Origin of the sequence: Paenibacillus sp. FSL K6-3182 (assembly GCF_037976325.1) — a bacterium.
Lineage (GTDB): Bacteria > Bacillota > Bacilli > Paenibacillales > Paenibacillaceae > Pristimantibacillus.
Window position 1 is genome coordinate 2,337,838 of the sequence record NZ_CP150265.1, and the last position, 18,630, is coordinate 2,356,467.

An 18,630-nucleotide genomic window follows, 5' to 3' on the forward strand; every position below is an offset into this window, starting at 1 on the left:
ACCATTTTTAACTAGACTAAAAACTATTTTAAGAAAAATGGGTTAATGATAGGGTTATTTCGCCGCCCAAAAGTTGGGTCTATTAGACTTTTTATGGAATATAGGATATGATTCTATCGAATAATCGATAGAGTGATAGCTATGCTCATAAAGGAGAGGATGTAGTGAGGTTCAAAGGGAAAACAACCGTTATTATTGGAATCCTGCTAATATTTATGCTGGGAAACGCCGTGCAGGTGTTTGCGTATGATGCGCAATTAAAGCCCTATCGAGATGTACCTGTAAAGGATTGGGCAGCCGAATCTATTTATCGTTTAGTCGCACTTGGAGTCGTTTCTGGATATGAGGATGGAACCTTTCGTCCAAGCGCCGAACTTACGAGAGAAGCATTCGTAAAGCTGCTAGTACAATCCGTTAAACCGGTGATAGATAAAGAGAAGTCTGCTGGACTCTCTGACGTGGCCAAGGATCGTTGGTCTTATGCCTTTATTAAACCCGCATATGATGCTGGTTGGTTGGATTTGCTCATCGTAAATGGGAAATTTAATCCGAGCCAAAATATTAAGCGTGAGGAAGTAGCAGCATTAACGGCTTTTGCGCTGCTTCAAGGAAAAACGGCAGAAGAGAAGCAGCAATGGTTAGATACAGGCTGGCAAGAAGCTAGCGAGAAAGCGGCCTTTGCCGATATGAATCAAGTGGATAAAAACCTTGCACCATATGTGCTGCGTACATACGCGGATTCGATTATGCAAGGGGACAATAAAGGTTTGTTTCTTCCGAAAAAGTCGTTATCACGACGCGAAGCAGCCGCCATTGTTGATCGGATGATCGACTTCCAAAGCGAAAGCCGCCAGCTTGAGGTATCAGTTTTTTTTGCAGCAGGTGGACCTTACAAAAAACTGGATAGATTCGCCGCCTCAGATGAGGTTATCTTTGACTGGGCTAAGCTTGACTATCAGGGAGCGGGCAAAGCATCCGTTCTTATGTCGCCGCCAAGCGACTGGAAGCAGACTCTAACAGCGGCAGAAACGAGTGGTTCTACGAAGACGCTAATGATCTTTGGAAATACAACGCTTCAGAAGCTTGGTGATTTTATAATCGATGCTGAAGCTCGCAAAGCATTTGCTAGTTCTGTAGCCGAGGCAGCCGCTAATCCTTTGTATGGTTTTGAGCGAGTGGCGATTGATTTTGAAGGCATGGTACCTGCTGAGTATAAGCAGCCTTTCGTTGAACTGATTCGTGCAATTAAGGCCGAACTAAGCAGTGAAATATCACTTACGGTAGTTGTACCGCCTTCTTATTATTATGCAGGTTATGATTACAAACAAATTGGCGAACTGGCTGATGAAGTTATATTGATGGCCTATGAATTTACGCATGAGGAAAGTGGATTGCCGTCTGCGCCGCTTACGCTTGTTGGCGATTCCGTACGAAATATACTCTCGTATATTCCAGCAGATAAGCTGAAGCTAGGCATTTCTAAGCAGGCTAACCAATGGACAACAAAGGCAGACGGTACTGTAGAGTTTTTCCGGTCGCCAGCCATCGCGGCTGTAGAAAGTCGCTTAGCAGCTGCTGATACGAAATCTGTCATGCAGCTGCCGTACTTTTTGAATCAAATTACGTTTAAGGACGATAGAGGCTCGCATCTGCTTTGGTATGAGAATACGCAAAGCATCGAAGCCAAAATACGTTTAGCGAAAGCGTTTGGCTTGCGCGGTGTTGCGGTATGGCAAATCAATCAATTAACGGATGCCGATTGGACAATGATCTCTTCTTATCATCATTAAGAAGCAAAAAAATAGGACAAAGCAGACTGCTACAGCTGCTTGTCCTATTTTTTATTGCCAATAGAAGGCAGACCCTTAGAATTATACCCTTATACCTTAGTTTCTTACATCGTCACATTATGAATGCGCTTTTATAATTGAATTATCGCCTTGATGCGATCGCTTCTCCGAATAGGCTGTTCGATAATCGGTTGGGGTTAGATTTGTTTCTTTACGGAAAAATTTCGTGAAATGATTCGTTTCTTTAAAACCAGATTGATCAGCAACCTCCTTAATACTGCGAGAAGTTGTCGTTAAAAGTTGTTTGGCTCGATCTACTCGTTTGCGGCTGACGTATTTAAGCGGAGGCATCCCGAAATGTTTTTTGAAATAGGAACTAAAATAGTTGGGATGAAGATGAACAGATTCCGCCATTTGATCGACGCTGATGCTCGTATGAAGACGACTGTCTACATATTGCTGTATGACGTTCAAACGGTTCATTTCCTCTGTACGGTGCTGCAGCACGCGAATCGGAACGGATTCGAGAAAACAGCTTATGATTTCTAGCAATACAGCTTTTTCTCGGAGCCTAGCAACGATTGAATCTTGTCCATGCCATTCGATGAGCTCATGGAACAAGCGCGTCATGCTGTTCTTATCTTTAATGTTTAAGCAAAGCGGAACGCCAATCCACTGAAAAAGATCGAGGGGACCTGCCATGATATTGAAATGGCACCAATATTTTAAGTATGGGCGATTATTTAAAGAGGAGAACGATATCTTTGTATGCGCAGGCGTGAGAAACAGCTGACCGGGTTTTGGATAATAGTCGTCGTTGCCGATGCGAATCCAGCCTTCCCCTTCGCAAATAAAATATAGCTTATTGTATTCGGGAACAGAGTTGGTTTCCCCCCAATTTAGAGAGACTTGGGTTTTATGCGCCATAAGCAATTTTAGCTGCAGCGACTGCAGCAACTCAGATAACGCATGTTGTTCACTTGTTCTATCCACCTGCGGCACCGCCATTCAATTTTTTTGAAGGATTATTAATATAGTAAAGGATTGTTCTCTTAAATAAAAGATGATTAAAAGGGGAATGGAAGATGACGCTGGTTGAAGAAACGCGCTTGTGGTATAAGGAGCCTGCCTCCAATTGGGAGGAAGCGCTGCCTGTTGGCAATGGGAAGCTCGGAGGCATGGTATTTGGGGGCATTAGACGTGAGCGGATAGCTCTGAACGAAGACAGCGTATGGTATGGCGGACCGCGTGATCGCAACAATCCAGACGCACTGCCATATTTGCCGAAAATTCGTGAGCTGCTGAGAGAGGGAAGTTTGAACGAAGCACATGATTTATCCGCGATGGCTCTATCTGGCGTACCCGAAACGCAGAGGCACTATATGCCGCTTGGAGATATAGAGCTAAGCTTAAAATATGATTCGAAAGAAGAAGCACGAGAATATGTTAGAGCTCTCGATATCGTCAACGGTATTGCAAGTGTAACCTTTACTAAAGGAGACGTTTGTTTTGCCCGTGAGACATTTGCTAGTTTCCCAGATGAAGCAATAGTTACAAGATTCACAGCAGATAAGCCGGGCAGCATCAGCTTTACAGCCCGTTTGCTGCGCGGCAGCAATCGCTACTATGACGAGCTGGTGAAAGCAGACGAGAATACGATCGTGATGCGCGGCATGTGCGGCGGTTCAGGCGGGTCTGATTTCCGAACTTCTTTGCGCGCGGTTGCAGATGGCGGTTCAGTATCAATTATTGGCGAGCATCTCATCGTGGAAGGCGCCAATAGCGTAACGCTTCTATTAACCGCAGCCACATCATTCCGTCATGCTGATCCGGAGGCATATGCTGTCCATGCAGGAGCCCGTGCTGGCTTAATAAGCTATGAAGAGTTGAAATCGCGCCATATTCAAGATTTCACTTCATTGTCAAAGCGGGTACTGCTTCGCTTAACGGATGCTGCTTATTCGAATGCCGCCTATGTACCTACAAATGAGCGTTTAAAGCTAGTTCAAGAAGGCAGCGCCGACGTAGGATTAATGGCCTTATATTATCAGTTTGGCCGCTATTTGCTCATTTCAAGCAGTCGTCCGGGCTCGCTTCCTGCCAATTTGCAAGGCATTTGGAACGAGAAAATGCTGCCGCCGTGGGACAGCAAATATACGATTAATATTAATACGCAAATGAATTATTGGCCGGCAGAAGCGGGAAATCTAGCAGAATGCCATGAGCCATTATTTGATCTCATCAAGCGGATGCGTGAACCCGGCAGAATAACCGCAAGAGCAATGTACGATTGTGGAGGTTTTGTCGCTCATCATAATACCGACATTTGGGGCGATACCGCTCCGCAAGACATTTATTTGCCAGCCTCGTATTGGACGCTTGGTGCGGCTTGGCTTTGCCTGCATATGTGGGAGCATTATGAGTATGGCCTTGATGATGCTTTTCTTGAGCAAATATATCCAACCTTGAAGGAGTCGGCACAATTTTTTGTGGATTTCTTGACGGAAACAGAGGATGGCCTGCTTGTATTGAATCCTTCTGTATCACCTGAGAATACCTATTTATTGCCAAATGGACAATCCGGTACGTTATGTATTGGTGCATCGATGGATAGTCAAATTTTATATGAATTGTTTACGGCTTGTGCAGAAGCGGCGAAGAAGCTCGGCATCGACTCATCGGAGCAGGAACTTTGGCACAATATGAGAGCCCGTTTGCCGGAGCCTGCAATTGGCAAGCATGGGCAAATTCAAGAATGGATGGAGGATTACGAGGAAGCGGAGCCGGGACATCGTCATATCTCGCATCTGTTCGCCCTGCATCCCGGCAAGCGCTTTACGGTTAGAGGGACACCTGAATGGGCAAATGCTGCCAGAGTAACGCTAGATCAAAGGCTTGCAAGCGGCGGCGGTCACACGGGTTGGAGTAGAGCTTGGATTATTAACTTTTGGGCAAGGCTTGAGGATGGGGAGAAGGCGTATGCGAATGTGCAAGATTTGCTAAGTCATTCCACGCTGCCTAATCTGTTTGATAATCATCCTCCGTTCCAAATCGATGGCAACTTCGGAGGCGCTGCAGGCATAACGGAAATGCTGCTTCAATGCCATGCGGGCAGTCTGCATGTATTGCCTGCTTTGCCGGAAGCATGGCCTCATGGAGAAGTGACAGGTCTCCGCGCAAGAGGCGGCTTCGAGGTGGACATCCGCTGGTCAAATGGCTTGCTTGTTGAAGCATGCATACGAGCTGGCGCAGCTAATAGCTGTGTCGTGCAAAGCAGCATTCCGCTCATCGTAAGGAAAGATGGCCATGAGGTGAAAGACGTATTCAGCAAGGATGGGCTTGTATCATGGACGGTGAGTGCCGGAAGCGAGTACGTGCTTTCTCCGAAGTAGAGGGTTTGCCAAAGAAACCAGCTGTACCTGATAATCGGGTGCAGCTGGTTTCTTTGGTTTGCCGGCTTTTCTCGGCAGGAGACATTCAATTCTTGAGGGCTTTGCCAATGCGACGGACGCCCTCATAAATTTGCTGATCGTCCAAATGCCCGTATCCAAGCAGCATTCGGTTATTCGGCAGCAAGTCCGCAAATACAGACGCTGCTTCCAACCGGTTCATTAAATCTTCCGGCAGCTGCGCTTCAAACTGAGCGACCAGATGCAAACCAGCCGCTCGTCCACATATCTGGTAAGGCAGGGTAATTTGCTCATGTAAAGCATCAAGCAGGAGCTGGCGTCTCTTTTTGTACAACTTTTTCATTTTTAAAATATGAGCATTAAGCGTTCCGCTGTTCATGAAACGAATCAAAGCGAGCTGCTCAATCATAGGCGTTTGATAGTCTGACAGCCGCTTAAGCTGGCGACAGGGTTCAACCAGTGGTTCAGGGACAATCATATAGCCGATTCGCAGCGAAGGGAACATGACTTTGCTGAAGGTTCCAATATAGACTACCTGCTTAGGACATAAGCTTTGGAGTGAATGGATAGGAGCCCCATCATACCGGAATTCGCTGTCATAATCATCTTCGAGGATATAGCTGCCGCTTTGGCGGGCGTATTCAACTAATTCAATCCGCCTTTGTATCGGTAAAATGCCGCCAAGCGGGAATTGATGAGAGGGTGTGACGTAGATGCATTTTGGCCGAAGGTTTACGGGAAGCTTGTGGGTTAAAAGGCCGGAATCGTCAACGGGAACGCCATGTAGCTCGGCTCCTGTAGAAGTTAATATCGTCTTTAAATCTACATTGGACGGATCTTCGACTAAAACATCTTCCCCGCCTCTCAGCAGCAGCTTAACGATCAGCTGAAGCGCCTGTACCGCACCGTTTGTAATTATAATTTGTTCGGGATTGCTGACGACTCCTCTTGAAATCCACAGCTGTTTGGATAGCAGACGACGTAATTCCAAGTCACCGGACGGATCGCCATAACCTAATTCAGCAATAGAGGAATCCATGCATACACTTTGCAAAATAGAGCCCCATTTTTTCATCGGAAATAGATTCAGTGCGGGCAGGCCCGTACGAAACGAGATGAAATCGAGCTCTGATTTGTTCGTCGATTCTGCTAATGAAGCGGGTAATGGTAACGGTGACGCCTTCGTGAAGCCAAGCAAGCAGGCTCCTTGAGCTACATAAGTTCCTGCACCAGAGCGGCCTGTTATGTATCCTTCAGCCAATAAAAGCTCATAGGCTTCCAAAATCACGTTGCGCGAGACATGAAGCTGCGAAGCAAGCTCTCTTGTGGATGGAAGCTTGTAGCCAGCAGGCAGCTCACCCGAGAGAATAGCACCTTGGAGTGAGTTGAAAACCTGGCGAAACATAGGCAAATTTGCTTGTCTATCGATGGACAGCCACAAAATATCCAGACTCCTTTTGAAGTGGTACTATGAAAATGCCTGTTTAATGGCACTACAACCAGTTAACGACCCTTTGCTACAGTATACATGAAACAAAAGTAGAGGGGTTGCTGAATGTGAATCATTCTCGTATTATTGCGTATTTTGAGCTGACCATTGCCGCTATTCTCATCGGAAGCTCCATAGTAGCCGGCAAAATAACGACGATGCAGATGCCGGTTTTTTTGTCACAAGCGATTAGCCTAATCATTGCTTTATTGCTGTTAATTCCGATTTTGATGCTAAGCGGCAAAACCACGCTCCGAGTCGGGAGAAAGGATTTTTTATTTTTACTGCTGCAAGCGTTTCTCGGGATGTTTTTATTCCGCGTATTCATGCTGTATGGCCTTCGGACCGCGCTCGCAACGGAAGCGGGTATTGTGACGAGCTTAACGCCGGCGGTCGTTGCTTTCCTTTCGTATATGATTTTAAAAGAAAAATTAACGAATCCGATTAAAATAGGCATCGTTTGCTCCATACTGGGTGTTGTTAGCATTCAGGTGCCAGGATGGCTGATTCCTTCCTCTTCACCTCCGTCACAAGCTTCGTATATTGGGCTTTTGCTTATTTTAGGCGCAGTTGTTGGGGAATCGATGCTTACGATCCTGCGCAAAATGACTGCAAGCAATGTCTCTTCACTGCTTGGGACAACCTATGTAACCTTGTTTTCATTCATCATGTTTTTGCCTATTGCACTTATTGAGGCTAAACAATACGATTTCAGCAGTGTAACTGTTGGCGATATTGGCCTGTTGTTTTATTACGGTATTTTCGTTACCGCTTTGGCTTATATATTATGGTTTCGCGGTGTTTCCAAAGTGAGTGCGGGAACAGCGGCTGTCTACACAAGCTGCATTCCGCTTAGCACTGTGCTTCTATCCTACGGCATTTTAAACGAACCTTTCTCATGGTCTCATCTCGTAGGGGGAGCGTTTGTTTGCCTAGGCATTTGGCAAGTTTCTAAGAGCGATTCATTAGTGCCGCGGAAGCTGAAAAAAAGCCCCAAAAGCAGCAGCGCTTAAACCTTATAAAGATCAATTCTCAGATTATAGAAACTCCATTGTTTCACACCCTATACATATGGGATAATTAATGTGGAACGATCATCAGGAATGGAGCTTGTGTATGAACAAATTCAGTATTAAGAAAAAAGCGGATTTAGCGCTTCTTTTCTCAGCGATCGGAATATTGGCGGCTTTTCCCTTTCATGAAACATTTATTGGCGGCCTGTTATTTTCCTTATTTAGCGCTGCAACGATTGGCGGACTGGCGGATTCCTTTGCGGTAAGCGCATTGTTTGGAAATCCTTTACAAATAAAGTGGCCGGTGTGGATGGGAACCAACATCATTTCTCGGAATCGTGAGCGCTTGATTGGCGAGCTTGTCCAAATGGTTCAAAATGAATTGTTAACCATCCCGAATATTAGGGAGAGGCTTGACGAATACAATATTGCAGACGTTTTAGTCACATATTTGAAGCAGCACGGCGGCGAACAGGGTGTGAATGACATTTTGCAGCAGCTGGCGGATGATGTAATTACGACAATTGATTTGCAGGAACTGGCCAAAACCGTTCAAACCTTCCTTCTCGAGCATGCCGATTCGATTCCTGTAGCAGACATTGCTGCCGATGCTGGTGATTGGACCATCAAAAACGGTTACGATGATCGGATTATCGAGTTTATCATTCCGGAGCTTATCAAAATTGTGAAATCGGCACCATTTGGCGCTGTTGTAGACCAAATTGTCGATTCAGCCATTCGTTCCTACGAAGGCGATAAGTTTAGAAGGAAGCTGATCGATTTCTCTGCAGGGCTAGAAGCGGCAAATATTAGTGGACGATTGCAGGAGTGGCTGGTATCTTTTCTACAGAAATTTCATGCTGAAGACCACCCGCAGCGCAAGGAAATCAAAGCTTTTATTGCGCAATTTGTTGCAAGACTGCGTACGGATGAACAATTGCGCAGCCGAATAGAAGCGGGGAAAACAACGCTTCTGGCATCTGTGAAGGATGAGCTTAAGCTCGATGCGTTCATTCAGCGGGGACTGGAGTCCATTCGACTCGCTGCGGCTTCCAATGCGGAAGGCGAGCAAGTGCGCTATCCTTGGATCAAGGATAAAGTTGAAGAAGGAATAGCTTATGTAGTGGGAAATACAGAGCTGCTTACTCGACTGGATCAATACGTGAAGACGACGCTGCTGAAATGGGTGGAGCAGAAGCATTCTTTTATCGGCAAAATGGTAACTGACAAGCTGAACAGCTTCTCTGAAGAAGAGCTTATCGAGCTGGTTAAAGAGAAAGCAGGACGCGACTTGCAGTACATTCGGATTAACGGAATTGGTATCGGAGCGCTTATCGGCGTAGTCCTGCATCTAGCGACGTTTTGGATTGGAGGGCGAGCATAAATGGCTATGAGAAAAAAAGCAAACCGCAGCTTAATATTGCTTGCCGCCTTATTCGTCATTGCCGCCTGCTGCTTATATGTCTTCCCAGACCAGTGGTGGGCACGGATGCTGCTCTACACGACCGAAGCGGGCCTCGTTGGCGCATTAGCTGATTTATTTGCTGTAACGGTATTGTTCCGCCACCCATTTGGGTGGAAGTGGATTCCGCATACAGCGATTATCCCTAGAAATCGCGATAAGCTGATTGAAGGCGTCGCGAATATGGTCGAGCAGCAGCTGCTCAGCAAAGATTTGTTAAAGGAAAAGGTAAAGCAAATATCGCTTGTAGAGATCGGCATTTCATGGATCGATCGCCGACCAAACGGCATGCTCGCTGAGCAAGGCTGGACGCTGGTGGCTGGTCTGCTTGCCAAGCTGGATATTAAAGGTCTATCCGTCATTTTGGATGAGAAAGCACGAAAAAGCTTAGGCAAGATTAGCTTGTCGCCTTACGCCGGCAAGGCGCTCAAATGGGTGATGGCGAAAGGCAATTTCCAAAGCTGGGTTAGCCAGATCGTTGAGTTCGCCGCGGCACGCGCAGCAGAAGAAGAAACCAAAGTTGTCATTCGTGAGCTGCTTGGCAAGGAGAAGGAGAAGTTTGTAAATCAAGGCAGTATCTTCTCCAAGTGGCTCAAAAAAATGGCAGTGGAGATTGCTGAATCAACGAATGCGCTGAATCTCGACGATGCTACAAATGTGCTGTATGACGATTTGCAGCTGCTCATTAATGATTTGCGAAATCCAGAGCATGAGCTTCGTGTTTTACTGGAGGAAATGGTGCTGCAGCTTGCCGACAATTTGCAGCACCGCGAGGATGTTTCGGCTGCTGTTGATGAATGGAGAGATGAAGTGATTGAGAAGATCTCGTTGCTTCCTTCTATTGAAGCTTTGCTCGGCAACTTTAGACAGCTGCTGATCAGCGAACCGAAGCTGCAGCTAGCCTTGCCGCAGAAACATTCCGTCAATCCATCCGATATTAAGGAGCTGATTAATCAGTTCATTATGTCATACTGGGAGTGGTTCAAAGCGAACGAGGAAACGAAGGGCTGGCTGGAGCAATATGTGCAGAAATTCGTGCAGAAGATGATTGAAACCGAACATGCAATTATCGGAATCATCGTACGCAAGACGCTTGATAGCTTCACAGAGCAAAAGCTGGTGCATTTCATCGAGAGCAAGGTCGAGACCGATCTGCAGCGTATTCGTTTGAACGGAGCTTATATAGGCTCAGCGCTCGGAGCGGCATTTTATATTCTGCTGTACGGAGTATACGAGCCGATTTTGAACTTGTTATAACACGAGAAGCAGCTGTTTCCAGCAGGTTTTTGAGACCTATTGGGACAGCTGCTTTTATTTTTGAGTGAGCTTGTCTTTGGATGATCGTATGAAGGTGTGCAGGTACACTCGTTTATTTAATACTAGACCATAAAGTTTGCAATTACCCCCGTGTAATCCGAAATACAGTCAGGTAGTATGTAGTTAGGTAATGGTTCCGTATTGAACATCTTTGAAAATGCATGAAGGGGAAGGTGAGAGGATGCTGCGTGCTTTAATAGTGGACGATGAATTCGAAATCCGCGAAGGTTTACGTAACCGCTTTCCATGGGAAACATTCGGAATTGATGAGGTACTGGTGGCTGATGATGGAGATACGGCATTAATGCTTGCACTGGATATGAGACCGGATCTTATCGTCACAGATATTAAAATGAATCGGATGTCGGGGCTGGAATTTCTTCGTTCATTGACTACCGTTGAAAATTATAAACCGGAAGCGATTGTTGTAAGTGGGTATGATGATTTTGAACTGGTGAAGCAGGCGATACAAATCGGTGTTATGGACTATATCCTCAAGCCGATCAATTTGGACGAGCTGACCCAAATCGTTAGAAAAACGATGGATCATATCCACAGAAAAAGAATGGACCAGCATAACGAGCAGCAGCTTATTAATCAAGTGAGGTTTGCGATTCCAAAAATGCGCGAGGAGCTGCTCAGAGAAATGATTGAGCAGGACTATGATCCTTATCGTGAAGCACGGAGAAGACATCGCTTGCAGACATTGAATTTGGAGTGGATAGCGAATCAGCATATGACGCTTGTTGTTGTGGAAGCTGATGATCTGAAAGCAATCGAGAATCGCCATACGAAGGAAAAGGATTTAATATTGTTCGGAATCGGCAATGTGGTCAATCAAACGCTGGAGGAAGATTATCCCCACCCCTTTGCGCTTTGCATGGACAGCAGCAATCGATGGATTGTCATTTTCAGCTGCTCGCGGCCAGAGCATGCCGAACTGAGCCGGGGCATGGCGCAGCTTTGCTTACAGCGAATCAACGATTTTGTTAAGGTGAAAGCAAGCGCTGGCATGCGAACAACACCTTGTACATTTGAGAATCTTCATGAAATGTATGCGGAAGCGATAAACGTATTGGAGCAAAAGGCTGTATACGGAGGCAATCGATTATTTACGGAGCAGGGTTTATTTTATGAGGGTGACGGGAGTGACTTGTCGCTTAGCGAGCCTGAAGAGGTGCTCGATCTCGTGAAGTATGGCACGGATGAGGAAATTACAGCAGCGATGGATCGATTTGTGGAGATGGTACAAGCCTGGCGTCTCAATCAATTGCGTGACATTCAGCAAAAAATATTTGAGTGGCTGTTCGAGGTGTTTCGCAGAGCGGCGGCGGCAGGTGTTCCAAGCAAAAATTTGGGCAGCAATCCGATCGCGGTGTGGGAGCTGTTAGAGCAATACGATACATTGCAATCGCTGCGTGTGCAAACAGAGCTGTTCCTTCTTGCAATCGCAGCAGATTTCCGCAAGCTGTCCAATACGCCGAGCCAGATCGTCTATGAAGCGGAGAAAATATTGCAGAGGGATTATGCTGAAAGCTTAACTCTTCAGAGTGTTGCAATGGCCGTTCATGTGACGCCGGTATGGCTGAGCAAGCTTTTTAAGAAGGAGAAACGGAAAACCTTTTTGGAATATTTGACAGAAATACGGATTGAGAAGGCGAAGGAAATGTTAGGCGACATCAAATACAAAGTGTATCAAATCTCATTTCAGGTGGGGTATAAGGACCCGGTTCATTTCTCGAAGCTGTTCAAAAAGCAGGTCGGCTGCACGCCGAAGGAATATAGACGACAAAGAGGCATTGCGGATGAAGAGCCAGCTGTGCCACACTAATGATATGAAAAATTGCACTCAGCAAGAAGCATGAAGAGGCAGACTCCTAGGTGAAAATGGCATAACCTTGGGAGACTGCCTCTTTGCATTTTAACTTTTAGTTTTTTGATTTGGTCATTTTGAAGCTGCGGTTAAACCAATCGTTACGATTTTGAAGCCTTCGACCTGAACGCTGTTTTTGATTTTATTTTCGTTATCGTTCTCCATTATGTCGCTTACATAGGATTCAGAAGCAGCGCTTGGATGAATAGCTAAGCTGGTCGTGGATTCTGCTAAATTGTACCACCTTGCCATGCTGTCGCCACGCTCCTCGTTGATCTTCAGGCTGGAGAAGGCGAGCTGGTCACCATTCCATTTGAGGAAATCACAAGTGGGAGCAAGCTCGCCATCATGCAATCCAGCTGCGATTGCCGTAACAGGTATAGGGAAACGATAGGCTTCTCGATAAGCCTCAAAACGTTCTTCAGCGCTGCCGTAAGGAATGATCATCCATTCCGCTTCATTTGTACCTAAGCACTGCGCTTCAGGCGTATGAAATACACCCCAATCGCCAAGCTCTCCGACGGAGCGCAGAAGGGTTACAGCGATCGTATTTCTGCCATCTTGAAGCACTTCATATTCATTTAAGCCTTTGCCTGCAATCGTGAGGCCTCTTTGCTCGCTATGCACGTCAATGAACGTCTGCATATGCTGAGCATTGCTCGGATTTTGCCATTCCTTTGCAGGAACGTTTTGACGCTCAGCGACCTCGAAGATTGAATCTGCAAAATGTGTGGATGCAGCAATATCCGAAGGAAGAAGCACGCGCAGCCTGTGATCTTGCGATTGATTTTCAATGCGCGCATGGACTTGAACACCTTTGCCCTCACGTTCTAGGCTAACTAGTGTCACAATTTCTAGCGGTACAAGGGAAGTCGATCTGCCAGCCTTCCGCTGCCGGAATTCAACCATTGTGCGGATTTCTTCTGCTAGAAGATCATCTGCCCGCGCAGGTATAGCAAGGCGATGAGTGATTTCAATGGCTGCCCGGTAAGGCGAGTCCTCAACTACTCGAATTTCGGCTTTGCTGCCCTTAGTCGTGATTGGCAAGTCGCCTACTGGCTGCTTGAAAATATATTCATTGCCGATATCGCCTACATTCTCGTAATGGCCAAGATCCGAAAACAGCTGCTGGCTTTTCTTATCATAAACTGTAAAACTTCCGTCTTCCTCTATCATCAATGTAAGACGAGCATTTTCAAGTGTTCGTTCACTAGTCACTAATGAATGGCTATTCTCGCCGGATGTTATAATTTCATTTTGACATGGTATCCATGCAAAAGATTCATATCCCATCGAAGGCAATATGCCGGTCTCGAAGGTTAGACGCAGTGCGCGAGCCATATAGGGCTGCCGGAATTTATCATTTGGCAGTTCATAGCCGAAGCGAACGCCCAAATCATGAGCAGTAAAGTCGATGCGTTCACCGCTGCCGTTCACCAAGTACCCTTCGGCGTGCGTCCGATCTTGAACCTGCTTAGCAATGGCAACAGGATCCTCGCTTTGATCGAAGAAACGGTGCGACCATTCAATCTCGAATTGGTGGACCGATGAGCCTTCATAGCCGCTTGAGTTAAAGACGATAAAGGGAGCAGCTGACTCACTGATATTGGCAAAATGATTTGTATTGACCTTAGTGCTAATAAATTTAACGCTCTCGGTCGTTAATGCTTTGCCAACCTCCATGCTTTTGGCAAAACGAGTTTTCATTTCTTGGTACACTTCGTCGACACTGCATCCGCAAATGCTGTCGTGCGGATGATTTTGCATCAGTGTCTTCCAAGCATATTGGAATAGACCATGCGGATAAGGCTTGCCGAGCTGATGGGCGATGGCAGAGATCGGCTCGGCCACCTTCTCCAGCAGCGTCTGATTTTGTTGATTAAGCTGTTTGATGTAAACACGAGCAGACGCTGTATTCACTAACGAATACCAGCCATCCGTTTGCTGGCCGCGCAGCTCTCCGCGCGTTAGGCTCAGGTTCGGAGGCTGCTGCGTTTGAACCGCCTTTACATAATCGTCAAAGCTCGAGTGGATGAACTCGTACGCAGGGAACAGCTCTCTCGCTACGCGGAGCGCTTCGGAGAGATTGGTCTGAATGGGCTGATGATCGCAGCCGTTCATAAGCAGCAGCTGCGAGGTTGAAGCATATTGTTCCACTCGCGCAAGGCGATGCTCCCAGTAAGGCTTTGCTTTGAGAGGATCAACTGGAATCTCCATACCGTTGTTATACCAATTGGCAAATAGGATGCCTAATACGCTTGAACCGTCGGGTGCCTGCCAGATGAGCTCGGAATAAGGGGACTCAAGGCCGGAGGAATCTTCCACCCGATTGTTGAAGCCAGTTGCTTTTACACCTCTTCCGAACACGGCGGTATCGATGCCTGCTTGTCTTAATAGCTGAGCAGCCTGTCCCATATTGCCAAACGAATCTGGGAAATAACCAAGCTTCGAAATCGGTCCATATTTTTTGGCATCCCTATGTCCGATTTGCAAGTTTCTTACGTTTGCTTCGCTGCTGGTTAGAAACTCATCCTGCAAAATATACCAAGGACCCAAAGAGAGCTTGCCTTCATCACACAGCTTTTGGATTTGGCTCTGCTTCTCTGGGTACACCTGCAGATAATCATCTAAAATTATTGTTTGACCATCGAGGTAAAAGCTGCGAAAATCAGGATCGGCCTCGAACGTTTCCAGCAGCGTGTCCATTGTCTCAATCAGCTTGACATGATGGGCTTCGTAAGGCATATACCATTCTCGATCCCAATGGGTATGCGAAATGACATGTACCACCCTTTTCGATGCAGTCATCGTTGCTCCTCTTTTCGTTGAAAGGTTAGGTATTACGCCATTAGTCTAAAGAATATGCAAGCTGCTCACAATGAGGGATATGCAAACTTTAAGGGGAATTATTATCGCTTTACCAGGAATGAGGAATTAAGCATAACGAAATGCTGTAACAAGCTTAAATTACTTATTGCAAAAGTAACTCAATGAAGTATATTATCGAGGACAAGTCTACTCCAGCGATGGAGGCAGCATAGTGGAAGGCAGGTGTATACTTGTGAATAAAGTGTCCTTTCGGCTCGCTTCATCCTTTCGCAATCGGATGATTCTCATATTTTTTATGATCATTATCGTCCCGTTTCTGCTTTTTGCATATTATGCGCATATTAAATCGATCGAGGGCATCTCCAATACAAATACGAAAATGTCCATGAGCTATCTACTTCAAGCAAGAAAAAACTTCGAGATTTATCTGGGCAACTTAAATGATCAAGTTAACGATGTCATTGGAAATAAGGAACTTCAGGATTTATTGGAAACGGAACCATTAAATCAGGCAGAAGAGGAAGCGTTTACAGTTAATTTATTGACCGTGCTGTATCACGCTACGTCTACGATTGATGCTTTTAGAGTCAAGGTGTACCCAATTAAGCCAACAGATTATCCATCCTATATGAGAACAATTGATGAATCGGTGCGTATCGGAGACCAGTATTGGTTTCAGCGCTCGAAAGCGACGGTTAGTCCAACGTGGTATCTGACCATGCCCATGCATGGGAAATACGCAAAACCGCTGCTCTCCTATGTGAAGCGATTCTCGGGCTTGTACGATCAAAAATTAAGAGGCATTATTGCGACCGACTTATCCGAGGACTATTTAAGAAGATATTTCTCGCCGTCCGATCAGCTAAAGGATCAGAAGCTGCTGCTCATTAATGAGAAAGGCATCGTGCATTATGATTCTACAGTTAATGAATGGACAGGCAATGAATTTCCGTCAACAGCCTTAATCTCTTATATGAAGTCGGGTGATGAAGGCTCTACGTCCATTACGATTGAAGGGGAAACCTACCTCGCCACATATTTGAAGATGGCTAACCATCCCTGGACTATCGTCAGCTTGACCCCTCTTCATGAGCTGACGGGTACGATTGATGAAATTAACCGCATGCTCGTTATTTTTTTGATCGGTTATCTTATTTGCTGCATTAGTGTCGTCTTTTATATCACAGCTTACTATACACAGCCTATTGCGCATTTGGTTCGTTTAATGAGGAGGCTGGAGGCGGAAAATCTTCATTACTTGCTGCCTTCGTCGTCCCGCAAGGATGAAGTTGGCTGGCTGTATAGAGGAGTAAGCAATCTTGTTCAGCGCATAGATGGATTGATTAAGGAGGCAGCGCGCTCCGAAAGGAACAAAAAAGCGCTGGAGTTTCAAGTGCTGAGTCACCAGATTAATCCTCATTTTCTATACAATACCTTGGAATCAATTAGGTGGAAGGCAGAAAATCATGGACGCAGCGACATAAGCGAGATGGTATCGGCACTTGGAAATCTGCTGCGGCTCAGTCTAAACCAAGGGAAAGAGATTACGACGCTGCGCCGCGAGATTGAGCAGGTGAAGGCTTATGTATCGATTGAACAAGCAAGAATGGGCAAGGTCGTTCGTATTTTGTATTCCTGTGAGACAGAGACGCTGGATATGCCGTTTCTAAGGTTATTGCTGCAGCCGCTTGTAGAAAATGCGATTCAGCATAGCGTGCGCGACGATTTTGATAAAGGGAAAATTATGATCGCAGCCAGAAAAATCGGAGAGGATATCGTAATCGATATCGTGGATAACGGCAAAGGCATTCCAGCGCCCGTGCTGGAACAGCTGGAGAGGGAAGAAGAGCCTAGCGAAAAGTTCTCGCGTACGCGCAGAGGCGTAGGGCTTCGCAATGTGAATGATCGTTTGAAGCTTTATTTTGGAGATCGTTACAAGCTTGAAATCAAGACGGGGCCCGAAATGGGAACAACGATAACGTTAAGGCATCCCATTTTGAAGGAAGACCAGAATATCGATTCGATTGGCAATGAGTGAAGCGTGAGTATCAAAGGAGGCATAATCTTGATAAACAAACGTAAACAAACATTTGTTATAAGTATACTCCTGATGTTTATGCTAGTTCTAACCTCTTGCACGTTTAAAGGCTGGGATGGCGAGAATGCGGCAGAGGGATCAAATAGTGGTCAAGAAGGGCAATATTCAGGCAAAACACCAGTTACGCTTAAGCTTCTGACCTGGGGAGGAGAGACGTATAAGGAGCTGTACGATAAATTCAATGCCAAATATCCATGGATTACGATTGAGCCCGTTCAAATCGTGGGCGGCGATGACGAAATCATGAATCAAATTATTGCATTGGAGGCGGCAGGCACACCAGCTGATCTGACTTGGGTTGTTGGTGATTTGCTTCGTTATGAGCAAAGCGGCCTGCTCGAAAATTTAAAGCCGTACATGGATGAAGATGCTTCCTTTCAAGGCAAGGTACTGCCCGATGGATACTTTGATACGATGGCCTTTAATGGCCGAAGGCTTGCTGTGCCGTTCGTCGATGTTCCGATGTGGATTATTGTGAATAAAGATTTATTGGCTAAGCACGGCATAGATATGCCTTCTAATGATTGGAGCTTTGATGATTTGCGTGATATTGCAAAACGTGTCACGGACCCTGCAGCTGGGGAATATGGCCTCACTACGAACAGTGATTTTGTGATGCGATTGCTGCCGATGAAAGCTGCTGCGGATGGGCATGCGCCTAATTTGGCTTACCTAAATGATCGATTGACCCAAAGCTTGTTAAGCACGCCGGATGTGATGGCGGATGTGCGCTGGCTGACTGAATTTGTCACCAAGGATGGGTCTATGCTCTCTTGGGCGGATTCCAAAGCACAAGGCGATGTGGTTAAGCAATTCATAAATGGAAAAACAGCGTTTGACATTGCCGGGGATTGGCTGCTTCCGACACTGCAAAAGGAGGCTGATTTTAACTGGGATATTCTTCCCTTTCCTAGAGGGCAGGTCAACCAATACTCCTTCCATATTTATGGTCCGCTTGCGATGTTGAGCGGCTCGAAGCATAAAGAAGAGGCATATAAATGGATTAGTTTTCAATTCGAGATGGAGGCGCAGAAATGGAAAATCGAGAAGGGAGCGAATGCTTCCGTTATTGATCCAGAGCTGACAGCCTATATTGATGAGGTTCCCTTATGGCAAGGGAAAAATATCGAAGCCGTGAAGATGACCAAGGATAACAGTCTCGTATTGCCCGGCGCCACGATACCCGGTTTTTCGGAGTACAACTGGATTAATGTTATTAATGATATCGTATATCAAGGTGCCGACATTAATCGTATTATTCCTGAGACAGAGGCATGGAACAAAAAAACGCTGGAGCTGCGGGAGCATTGGAAGCGGAATCGTGATAAATGAGAGCTGGCAGCGGAGGG

11 protein-coding genes are annotated in these 18,630 nt (G+C 46.1%); 8 read left to right on the plus strand and 3 right to left on the minus strand.

Features of this window, described 5'->3' with window-relative positions; all coding sequences use genetic code 11:
* The first annotated feature begins 164 nt into the window (after positions 1–164).
* Entirely contained in the window at positions 165–1,790 is a 1,626-nt protein-coding gene (locus tag MHH56_RS10085) for an S-layer homology domain-containing protein (protein ID WP_339208008.1), read from the plus strand.
* A 117-nt stretch (positions 1,791–1,907) separates the two neighbouring features.
* On the opposite strand, the gene MHH56_RS10090 is transcribed toward MHH56_RS10085, so the two are convergent.
* On the minus strand, positions 1,908–2,783 hold the full coding sequence (locus MHH56_RS10090) for an AraC family transcriptional regulator (protein WP_339208009.1): 876 nt from the start codon (positions 2,781–2,783) through the stop codon (positions 1,908–1,910).
* A gap of 92 nt (positions 2,784–2,875) precedes the next feature.
* On the opposite strand from MHH56_RS10090, the gene MHH56_RS10095 reads away from it, so the two are divergent.
* Positions 2,876–5,182: a glycoside hydrolase family 95 protein gene (locus MHH56_RS10095; protein ID WP_339208011.1), complete on the plus strand. Its 2,307-nt coding sequence runs from the start codon at positions 2,876–2,878 to the stop codon at positions 5,180–5,182.
* 85 nt (positions 5,183–5,267) lie between these two features.
* Here the strand turns inward: MHH56_RS10095 and MHH56_RS10100 are convergent, their stop codons facing one another.
* Positions 5,268–6,641, minus strand: coding sequence for a PLP-dependent aminotransferase family protein (locus tag MHH56_RS10100; protein WP_339208012.1), 1,374 nt, complete (start codon positions 6,639–6,641; stop codon positions 5,268–5,270).
* A 116-nt stretch (positions 6,642–6,757) separates the two neighbouring features.
* Between MHH56_RS10100 and MHH56_RS10105 the strand changes: the two genes are divergently transcribed.
* The 4 genes from MHH56_RS10105 to MHH56_RS10120 all read left to right on the plus strand — a co-directional run bounded on the left by MHH56_RS10105 (position 6,758) and on the right by MHH56_RS10120 (position 12,312).
* Positions 6,758–7,702 carry a DMT family transporter gene (locus tag MHH56_RS10105; RefSeq protein WP_339208014.1) on the plus strand — a complete coding sequence of 315 codons (945 nt, stop codon included), beginning with the start codon at positions 6,758–6,760 and terminating at the stop codon, positions 7,700–7,702.
* Between the two features lie 103 nt (positions 7,703–7,805).
* The gene (locus MHH56_RS10110) at positions 7,806–9,086 is read left to right on the plus strand and encodes a DUF445 domain-containing protein (RefSeq protein WP_339208015.1); all 1,281 of its coding nucleotides are present in this window, start codon (positions 7,806–7,808) and stop codon (positions 9,084–9,086) included.
* Positions 9,087–10,421, plus strand: coding sequence for a DUF445 domain-containing protein (locus MHH56_RS10115; protein ID WP_339208016.1), 1,335 nt, complete (start codon positions 9,087–9,089; stop codon positions 10,419–10,421). It begins immediately after the preceding gene.
* 241 nt (positions 10,422–10,662) lie between these two features.
* The gene (locus MHH56_RS10120) at positions 10,663–12,312 is read left to right on the plus strand and encodes a response regulator (protein ID WP_339208018.1); all 1,650 of its coding nucleotides are present in this window, start codon (positions 10,663–10,665) and stop codon (positions 12,310–12,312) included.
* Between the two features lie 114 nt (positions 12,313–12,426).
* Here the strand turns inward: MHH56_RS10120 and MHH56_RS10125 are convergent, their stop codons facing one another.
* Positions 12,427–15,162 (minus strand): alpha-mannosidase, encoded by a 2,736-nt coding sequence (locus tag MHH56_RS10125; RefSeq protein ID WP_339208019.1) that lies wholly within the window; start codon positions 15,160–15,162, stop codon positions 12,427–12,429.
* A 232-nt stretch (positions 15,163–15,394) separates the two neighbouring features.
* Between MHH56_RS10125 and MHH56_RS10130 the strand changes: the two genes are divergently transcribed.
* The gene (locus MHH56_RS10130) at positions 15,395–17,221 is read left to right on the plus strand and encodes a sensor histidine kinase (protein ID WP_339208020.1); all 1,827 of its coding nucleotides are present in this window, start codon (positions 15,395–15,397) and stop codon (positions 17,219–17,221) included.
* Between the two features lie 27 nt (positions 17,222–17,248).
* Complete coding sequence (locus tag MHH56_RS10135; protein WP_339208022.1) at positions 17,249–18,613, plus strand: extracellular solute-binding protein; 1,365 nt, start codon at positions 17,249–17,251, stop codon at positions 18,611–18,613.
* Positions 18,614–18,630 lie beyond the last annotated feature (17 nt).

What these genes read in the sequence shown, in the direction of transcription:
- MHH56_RS10095 (WP_339208011.1), top strand. Translation starts at nt 2,876, where the DNA reads ATGACGCTGGTTGAAGAAACGCGCTTGTGGTATAAGGAGCCTGCCTCC.
- MHH56_RS10125 (WP_339208019.1), bottom strand. Translation starts at nt 15,162, where the DNA reads ATGACTGCATCGAAAAGGGTGGTACATGTCATTTCGCATACCCATTGG.
- MHH56_RS10115 (WP_339208016.1), top strand. Translation starts at nt 9,087, where the DNA reads ATGGCTATGAGAAAAAAAGCAAACCGCAGCTTAATATTGCTTGCCGCC.
- MHH56_RS10120 (WP_339208018.1), top strand. Translation starts at nt 10,663, where the DNA reads ATGCTGCGTGCTTTAATAGTGGACGATGAATTCGAAATCCGCGAAGGT.
- MHH56_RS10110 (WP_339208015.1), top strand. Translation starts at nt 7,806, where the DNA reads ATGAACAAATTCAGTATTAAGAAAAAAGCGGATTTAGCGCTTCTTTTC.